Origin of the sequence: Acetivibrio sp., from assembly GCF_035371925.1 — a bacterium.
Lineage (GTDB): Bacteria > Bacillota > Clostridia > Acetivibrionales > Acetivibrionaceae > Hungateiclostridium.
Map to the genome: position 1 here is coordinate 1 of NZ_DAORXT010000122.1, position 7393 is coordinate 7393.

At 40.4% G+C, this 7393-nt stretch carries 6 protein-coding genes, 1 tRNA gene and 1 other annotated feature; of the genes, 2 read left to right on the plus strand and 5 right to left on the minus strand.

All coding sequences use genetic code 11. The features are described from left to right. Nucleotides 1–66, minus strand: a tRNA-Leu gene (locus tag PLH43_RS12490). 113 nt (nt 67–179) lie between these two features. After that, nucleotides 180–341 (minus strand): hypothetical protein, encoded by a 162-nt coding sequence (locus PLH43_RS12495; protein ID WP_324363618.1) that lies wholly within the window; start codon nt 339–341, stop codon nt 180–182. Between the two features lie 235 nt (nt 342–576). On the opposite strand from PLH43_RS12495, the gene PLH43_RS12500 reads away from it, so the two are divergent. Beyond that, nucleotides 577–1383 (plus strand): metallophosphoesterase, encoded by an 807-nt coding sequence (locus PLH43_RS12500; protein WP_038286791.1) that lies wholly within the window; start codon nt 577–579, stop codon nt 1381–1383. A gap of 111 nt (nt 1384–1494) precedes the next feature. Here the strand turns inward: PLH43_RS12500 and PLH43_RS12505 are convergent, their stop codons facing one another. Then, on the minus strand, nt 1495–2841 hold the full coding sequence (locus PLH43_RS12505) for a glucose-6-phosphate isomerase (RefSeq protein WP_324363623.1): 1347 nt from the start codon (nt 2839–2841) through the stop codon (nt 1495–1497). Nucleotides 2842–3194: 353 nt separating this feature from the next. Here PLH43_RS12505 and PLH43_RS12510 point away from each other — a divergent pair, with 353 nt between their 5' ends. Next, on the plus strand, nt 3195–3419 hold the full coding sequence (locus tag PLH43_RS12510; protein ID WP_324363625.1) for an alpha/beta-type small acid-soluble spore protein: 225 nt from the start codon (nt 3195–3197) through the stop codon (nt 3417–3419). A 72-nt stretch (nt 3420–3491) separates the two neighbouring features. On the opposite strand, the gene pheT is transcribed toward PLH43_RS12510, so the two are convergent. Together pheT and pheS are read right to left on the minus strand one after the other, a co-directional pair. After that, nucleotides 3492–5879 carry a phenylalanine--tRNA ligase subunit beta gene (pheT, locus tag PLH43_RS12515; protein WP_324363628.1) on the minus strand — a complete coding sequence of 796 codons (2388 nt, stop codon included), beginning with the start codon at nt 5877–5879 and terminating at the stop codon, nt 3492–3494. Between the two features lie 34 nt (nt 5880–5913). Beyond that, nucleotides 5914–6933, minus strand: coding sequence for a phenylalanine--tRNA ligase subunit alpha (gene pheS, locus PLH43_RS12520; RefSeq protein ID WP_324363630.1), 1020 nt, complete (start codon nt 6931–6933; stop codon nt 5914–5916). An 80-nt stretch (nt 6934–7013) separates the two neighbouring features. After that, nucleotides 7014–7277: a binding site (T-box leader), on the minus strand. Nucleotides 7278–7393: the final 116 nt, after the last annotated feature.

Below are 7393 nucleotides of genomic sequence, written 5' to 3' on the forward strand. Positions count from 1 at the left end.
GAAGGGACTTGAACCCCCACGTCGGTGACACTAGATCCTAAGTCTAGCGCGTCTGCCAATTCCGCCACATCCGCAAATAATATCACGCAACAAAAGTTATTATACTTACGTTGTAGGCATTTGTCAATAGAAAATTTAAATTTCAAAACTTTTCACAAAAAACATATACCTTTCGCAAACTAATAAAAAAGAAGGAACGCTGCTATAGCTAAAACCGTTAGTATAATAAGACCCACAAAAATTTTGGCTATCTTTTTGCCTATCGAAGATTCTCTCCTGCGATAGCTTTTGATGGAATACGTCATTGGCTGCAAATCATAGTCATTGCTGAGATTGAACATATTGAGCACCCCCTAATAAAATTATACAACCCCTTCTTATCTAAAATCCAGAGGTTAATATTACTAAAACCCGCGCAATTACTCGTTTTGCTCCCCATGCGACATTTTACCAATTCAAAAAAAATTATTGATGGAATCTAAATTTATTGATATATTATTGGATAGACAATCAAAAACCAGCTAAAATAAGCATAAAAATAATAATGTTAAATATTAGATTAGAAAAAGGAAAGCAATGAATACTTTATATTTTATTTTATTTTTAACGATTCTCGCCCTTGTTTATATGCGCTATGAGACTACAACACTAAAAGTCGGCAGAGTCTGTTTTACCGAAAACAAGAATCCTTTTAAGGTTATACATCTTTCAGACCTGCACATGAAATTCTTAAATGTGGATATAAACAAGGTGGTAAAAGTATTAGAGACGGAAAAACCGGATCTTGTCGTACTTACGGGGGATTATATAGACAATCCGAAACATATACCGGCATTCATAAATTTTCTCGAAGACATCAGAGGAGATTATAAAATCTGCCTTTGTTTCGGCAACCACGATTATAAGGCATTAGACAACAATGAGGCTTCAATACAGGAATTTAAAGAGCTAATCGAAAATAAAGGCGTATCGGTCCTTCTAAACAGCTCCGTCTGTATTGAAAAAAACAGTCGAAAGTACAATATTATTGGAATTGAGGACCTCAGGTCAAAACGGTACGATATAAAAAAGGCCCTAGGAAGCTGTAACACAAAGGGCTGCACCAATATAGCAATATCCCACAATCCCGATATCATATTTCAAATACCCGCTGGAAGTGTGGACTATCTTCTGTGCGGTCATTTTCACGGTGGCCAGATATGGGCCCCCTTCGACTTCGAATTTAAGCTTCTGCGCCATGAAAAACTCGCTAAAATGGGTATCACAAAAGGGTCCCATAGATTTAACAATATTAATTTATATATTAACAGCGGACTTGGGAATGTGTGCGTTCCTCTAAGGTTTTTTTCACCGCCGGAGATATCGGTATTACATCTGCCATAAAAATAAAAGCTCGGGACATAGCTCCCTTTTGCTTTTGCCTCTTTCATTTCTCTTCAAAAAACTAAACAAGGAGTCGGAAAACTTTCCGGCTCCTTATTTTTATCTACTATATTATAAACGCTCTTCAAGCTTCTTTCTTTGTTCTTCGTAACCCGGTTTTCCAAGGAGAGCAAACATATTTTTCTTGTAAGCCTCAACTCCCGGTTGATCAAAAGGATTTACACCGAGGAGGTATCCGCTGATACCGCATGCCTTTTCGAAGAAGTATACCATATTTCCGAAATAATAAGCACTAAGCTCGGGCACAGTTACTATAAGATTCGGAACTCCACCGTCGGTATGGGCAAGTACTGTTCCTTCCATTGCTTTCTTGTTTACATAGTCCACATCTTTTCCGGAAATAAAGTTCAATCCGTCAAGATTATCCTTGTCCTCTTTTATAATGATATTCTTTCTGGGCTTTTCAACCCTGATTACAGTCTCAAATATGTTCCTCAAGCCGTCTTGTATATATTGTCCCATGGAGTGAAGGTCTGTAGTGAAGTCAACTCCAGCCGGGAATATTCCTTTTTGATCCTTTCCTTCACTTTCTCCATAAAGTTGTTTCCACCACTCTGTGAAATAGTGAAGTGAAGGCTCGTAGTTTACCATTATCTCAATGGTCTTGTTTTTCCTGTAGAGAGCGTTCCTTACAGCAGCATACTTGTAGCAGTCGTTTTCCATTAAATTTGGATTGCTGTAAAGCTCACGGGCGTCAGCCGCACCCTTCATCATGCTGTCGATATCGGCTCCGGATACTGCAATAGGAAGCAAGCCCACTGCTGTCAAAACAGAGAATCTTCCTCCAATGTCATCGGGAACTACGAAAGTTTCGTATCCTTCTTCCGTTGCCAGCTTCTTAAGAGCTCCCTTTGCCTTGTCGGTAGTTGCATATATTCTGCTTCTTGCTCCATCTTTTCCGTATTTGTTTTCCATGTACTCTTTAAAGATTCTGAATGCAATGGCAGGCTCTGTTGTAGTACCGGATTTTGATATAACGTTTACCGAAATGTCCTTGCCTTCAATTACTTCCAACAACTCGGCAATATATGTAGAGCTGATATTGTTTCCTACAAAATATATTTCAGGAGCATTTCTCTTTGACTTTGGCATAAGATTGTGGAATGAGTGAGAAAGCACGTCTATTGCTGCCTTTGCTCCCAAATAAGAACCACCTATTCCAATTACAATCAAAGCATCGGAATCGGACTTTATCTTTTCTGCTGCAGCCTTGATTCTGGCAAACTCTTCCTTGTCATAATTTACAGGAAGATCCACCCAGCCTACAAAGTCATTTCCTGCCCCGGTCTTGTTATGGAGCATTTCATGGGCAGATTTTACAAAGCTTTCATAATATGCAACTTCATGTTCACTTACAAAAGAAGCTGCTTTTGAATAGTCGAATTTTATTCTTTCCATCGTTAAACCTCCAGCATATAAATTTTTATTAATCAAACATAAGTCTGATAAGCTTTTCAACAACTTTGTTTTTATATTAACAAATGATTAATCCCAACGCAATAGAGTATTCTAATTTTGTGCTCAAATGATATCATATACTAAACCATATAATTTATACCTTATGGCGTTTTGCTGTATCTTATAAATTACGCTTTTTAAAGCTTAAAAACTCATTTGAAAATGATAATCCAATCCGCGTAAAATATGGTCCGTCTTCATGCCAATGCGAAATCGAGGTTAAAATTCCTGTGTTAATCCTTTTTAAAACGAACAAACTAAATACATACAAAACAGACAAGGTGGTGAATAGCATGGCAAGAAGAAATTCTTCTTTGGACCCACAAGCAAGAGAGGCTTTAACCCGCTTTAAAATGGAATGCGCCAAAGAAGTTGGGCTTTTGCAATACGTTAAAGAAAACAACGACCATTACAAAGGCGATGTACCTTGCAGAGTAAATGGATTGCAAGGCGGACCTATTGGCGGACAAATGGTTAAAAGAATGATTCAAATGGCAGAAAGTCAGTTGTTAAAATAGATTCCAGAATATTAACGATAGCCGGAGAAAAGGAAATCCATAATCCTTCTCCGGCTATATTAATATGCCCGGTTACCTGAGCTCTGCACCAAGGTTTCTCTTCAGTCCGTCAAGTATTTTTGTCATGGCCTTGCCCACCTCTTCATCGGTCAAAGTCCTGTCGGACGCTCTGAAAGTTATGGAATAGGCCACACTCTTCATTCCTTCCGGTACCTGTTTTCCTTTGTATACATCAAAGAGTTTTACACTCTCAAGTATTTTGCCCGCTCTTTGCTTTATAATATCTTCTATCTCTTTTACCAATACCTCGTCCTTTACAAGCATTGCAATATCCCTTGTAACAGCGGGGTACTTCGGAAGCCCCTTATACTCACAATCCATTGAAGCTTTATTGACCAGTGTTTCAATCTCGATAACACCAATGTAAGTCCTCTCCGGACATTCGAATTTTTCGGCAACTTCGGGATGTATTTCCCCTATGATACCTGCATACTCACCGTCAATGTTTATTACAGCAGTTCTTCCCGGATGGAACACAACATTGTTTTTCTCCGGTAAAATTTCATAATTCTCTATTCCAAGTCTTTCAAAAAGCTCTTCCGCAACGCCCTTCATATCATAGAAGTCAAGCTCTCCGTACATTCCCAGGGTGAGAACCGCCTTTTCCTGTGGCAGCTCATTTATAGGAAGACTTTGAGGAATATAAACCCTCGACATTTCAAAGAGCCTCGCCTCTTCTATTCTCCTGTTGTAGTTTGTGCTGATTACCCCAAGCATATCCGGAATAGTAGTGGTTCTCATTATGCTGTAATCCTCACCCAACGGGTTGGAAATAACAATAGCCTTGCGAAGCTCGCTGTCCGCGGGGAGGTTCAATTTGTCAAACACCTTCGGACTGGTGAATGAGAAGGTATACGCCTCGGACAGTCCGCATGCAATCATTGTTTCCTTTATAAGGTCTTCAATAATCTGCTTGTAAGTTTTTCTTCCCAGTGTGGCAGCCTTGCCGGACAGAAGCGTAGCTTCTATGTTGTTGTAGCCGTAGAATCTTGCAATTTCCTCTGCAATATCCGCTTCTCTCTCCACATCATCTCTAAAGCTGGGAACCTTTACTGTCATATTATTCTCATCCACTTCAAATTCCAGTGCTTTCAAAATGCCAGCCATTTCTTCCTTCGGGATATTGGTACCGAGGAAGCTGTTTATTTTATCAACCCTGAGATTTATAGTCCTTTGCTCTTTCTTCTTCGGATAGCAATCAATCATACCCTTGCACACCGTACCTATTCCCAACTCTTCAACAAGCTGTACAGCCCTGTTGATGGCAGCCTCAACATTTTCAGGGTCAAGCCCCTTTTCAAATCTTCCGGATGCCTCGGTCCTCATTCCCAGCTTCTTTGCGGTAAGTCTCACCGATGTGCCGTTGAAGTTTGCAGCCTCAAATACTATAGTTTTGGTATCGTCCTTGATTTCCGAATTGGCACCGCCCATGACACCGGCAACTCCGACAGCTCTTTCTTCATCGGCTATCACAAGCATTGATGGGTCTATCTCTCTGTCCTGGTCATCCAAGGTCCTGATTGTCTCGCCGTCAAAAGCTCTTCTTACAATAATCTTGTTTCCCTTTATATCATTGATGTCATAAGCATGCATTGGTTGGCCGTACTCTAACATTACATAGTTTGTTATGTCAACAATATTATTAATCGGTCTTACCCCTGCCGCCTTAAGCCTATCCCTCATCCATTTGGGTGAAGGTCCGATTTTAACATCCTTTACAACTCTTGCCGCAAACCTTGGACAAAGCTCCGTATCTTTCACTTCAACAGAGATATATTGAGCAACATCGTCCCCCTCTTCCTTTAGGTTTATACCAGGTTTCTTAAACTCTGTCTTTAGGGTGACGGCCGCTTCTCTTGCAAGACCGATGATGCTCAAGCAGTCCTGTCTGTTGGAGGTAATTTCAAACTCCACAATCTCCTGATTTAGTCCTAATACTTCCTTTATGTCCTTGCCCAGTTCCTCTTCTTTAGGCAGGATATAAATACCGTCTTCCGGCGCATCGGGACAATCATCCCTGGTAAGGCCCAGTTCCTCAATTGAGCACATCATACCGTAGGATTCTATGCCTCTTAGCTTTCCTTTTGATATTTTCTTGTCCCCCGGCAGAGTAGAACCCACAAGAGCTACAGGTATGTAATCTCCAACACTGATGTTCTGGGCTCCGGTAACTATCTGTATTACCTCGCTGCCGACATCTACCTTTGTTACCTGGAGCTTATCGGCATCGGGATGCTTTTCAACAGAAAGTATCTTTCCCACTACAACTTTGGTGATCTCCTCACCTTGAACCTCTATTCCTTCAACCTTGGAACCTGACATTGTCATCGCATCTGCAAATTCCTTGGCACTTACATTTATATCAACATAATCTCTCAGCCAATCTATCGGTGCTTTCATACTATTACTCCTTTCGCAAATTTTATATCAAATATTAAAACTGTTTTAAGAATCTGATATCGTTTTCATACAAAAGCCTCATGTCATCAATATTGAATCTTCCCATAGCCGTTCTTTCCACTCCAAGTCCGAAAGCAAATCCGCTATATACTTCCGGGTCTATGCCGCATACTTCCAAAACTTTCGGATGAACCATTCCTGCTCCCAAAATTTCTATCCAGCCTTCATTTTTACAAACCCTGCAGCCTGTTCCACCGCAAGCCCAGCATGAAACATCAACTTCGGCACTGGGTTCCGTAAATGGGAAATGGTGAGGTCTTAGCCTTATTTCCGTCTTTTCTCCAAACAAGCTTTTTGCAAACAATCTCAATGTGCCAACAAGGTCTCCCATTGTAACTCCCTTGTCCACAACCAGTCCTTCTACTTGATGGAATATAGGTGAATGGGTGGCATCCACAGCATCGGAACGATAAACCCTTCCGGGGCAAATTATTTTAATCGGCGGTTTTTTATTCTCCATAACTCTGATCTGAACAGGAGATGTCTGGGTCCTGAGCAATATATTGTTGTTTATGTAGAATGTATCCTGAACATCTCTTGCCGGATGATTTTTAGGTATGTTTAGAGCTTCAAAGTTGTAATAATCCAGCTCAACTTCCGGGCCCTCGGCTATCTCATAGCCCATTCCTATAAACACATCTTTAATCTCGTCTATTACAATGCTCAAAGGATGCTTCTTTCCGAGCATCTTTCTTTTACCCGGCATGGTTATGTCAATAACTTCTTTCTCAAGCTTTTGGCTTCTTTCCTTCTTTATAAGCTCACTCTTTGCTTCCTCAAGGCGTCCCTCAATATAAGCCCTTACCTCATTTGCCAACTGTCCTATTACCGGCCTTTCCTCCGGTGAAAGTGAACCCATTCCCCTCAATACGGCGGTGAGTTCTCCCTTTTTTCCCAAGTATTTTACTCTGATGTTTTCCAGCTCCGTAATACTTCCAACATTAGAAAGCTCCTGTTCGGCCTGCATTCTAATACTGCTCAACTGCTCCTTCATGCTTTGTATTCCTCCTTATATATAATTCATTTAAAGTATTTGGCTGTCTTTAGATTAATAAAAAAACCTTCATCCCAACACAAAGGGACGAAGGTTTGCTTCGCGGTACCACCCAAATTCCTGTATATCTCTTTGGATATACAAGCACTCTTTTGCAGATAACGGCTGCAACCCGGCACTTCCTACTTACCGACCCTTCTTACAACTCCATTATTTCGCCGGTGTTCTGAATGCAGCTCCTGAGGGAACTTCAACGGCTTGAACCGATAAAGATACTCTCAGCCTCCGGTATCTTCTCTCTTATATCTTTCATGACCGTCTACTCTCTCAATCATCGCTTAAATATAATTTTATAAATTATAGCATAAATTTTACATATATTCAATGCACATTTTAATTCTAAGTCAAAATTTAAATTGCAAGTTTAATTGCCTTACAAAATCTTACAGAACCCTGTTTT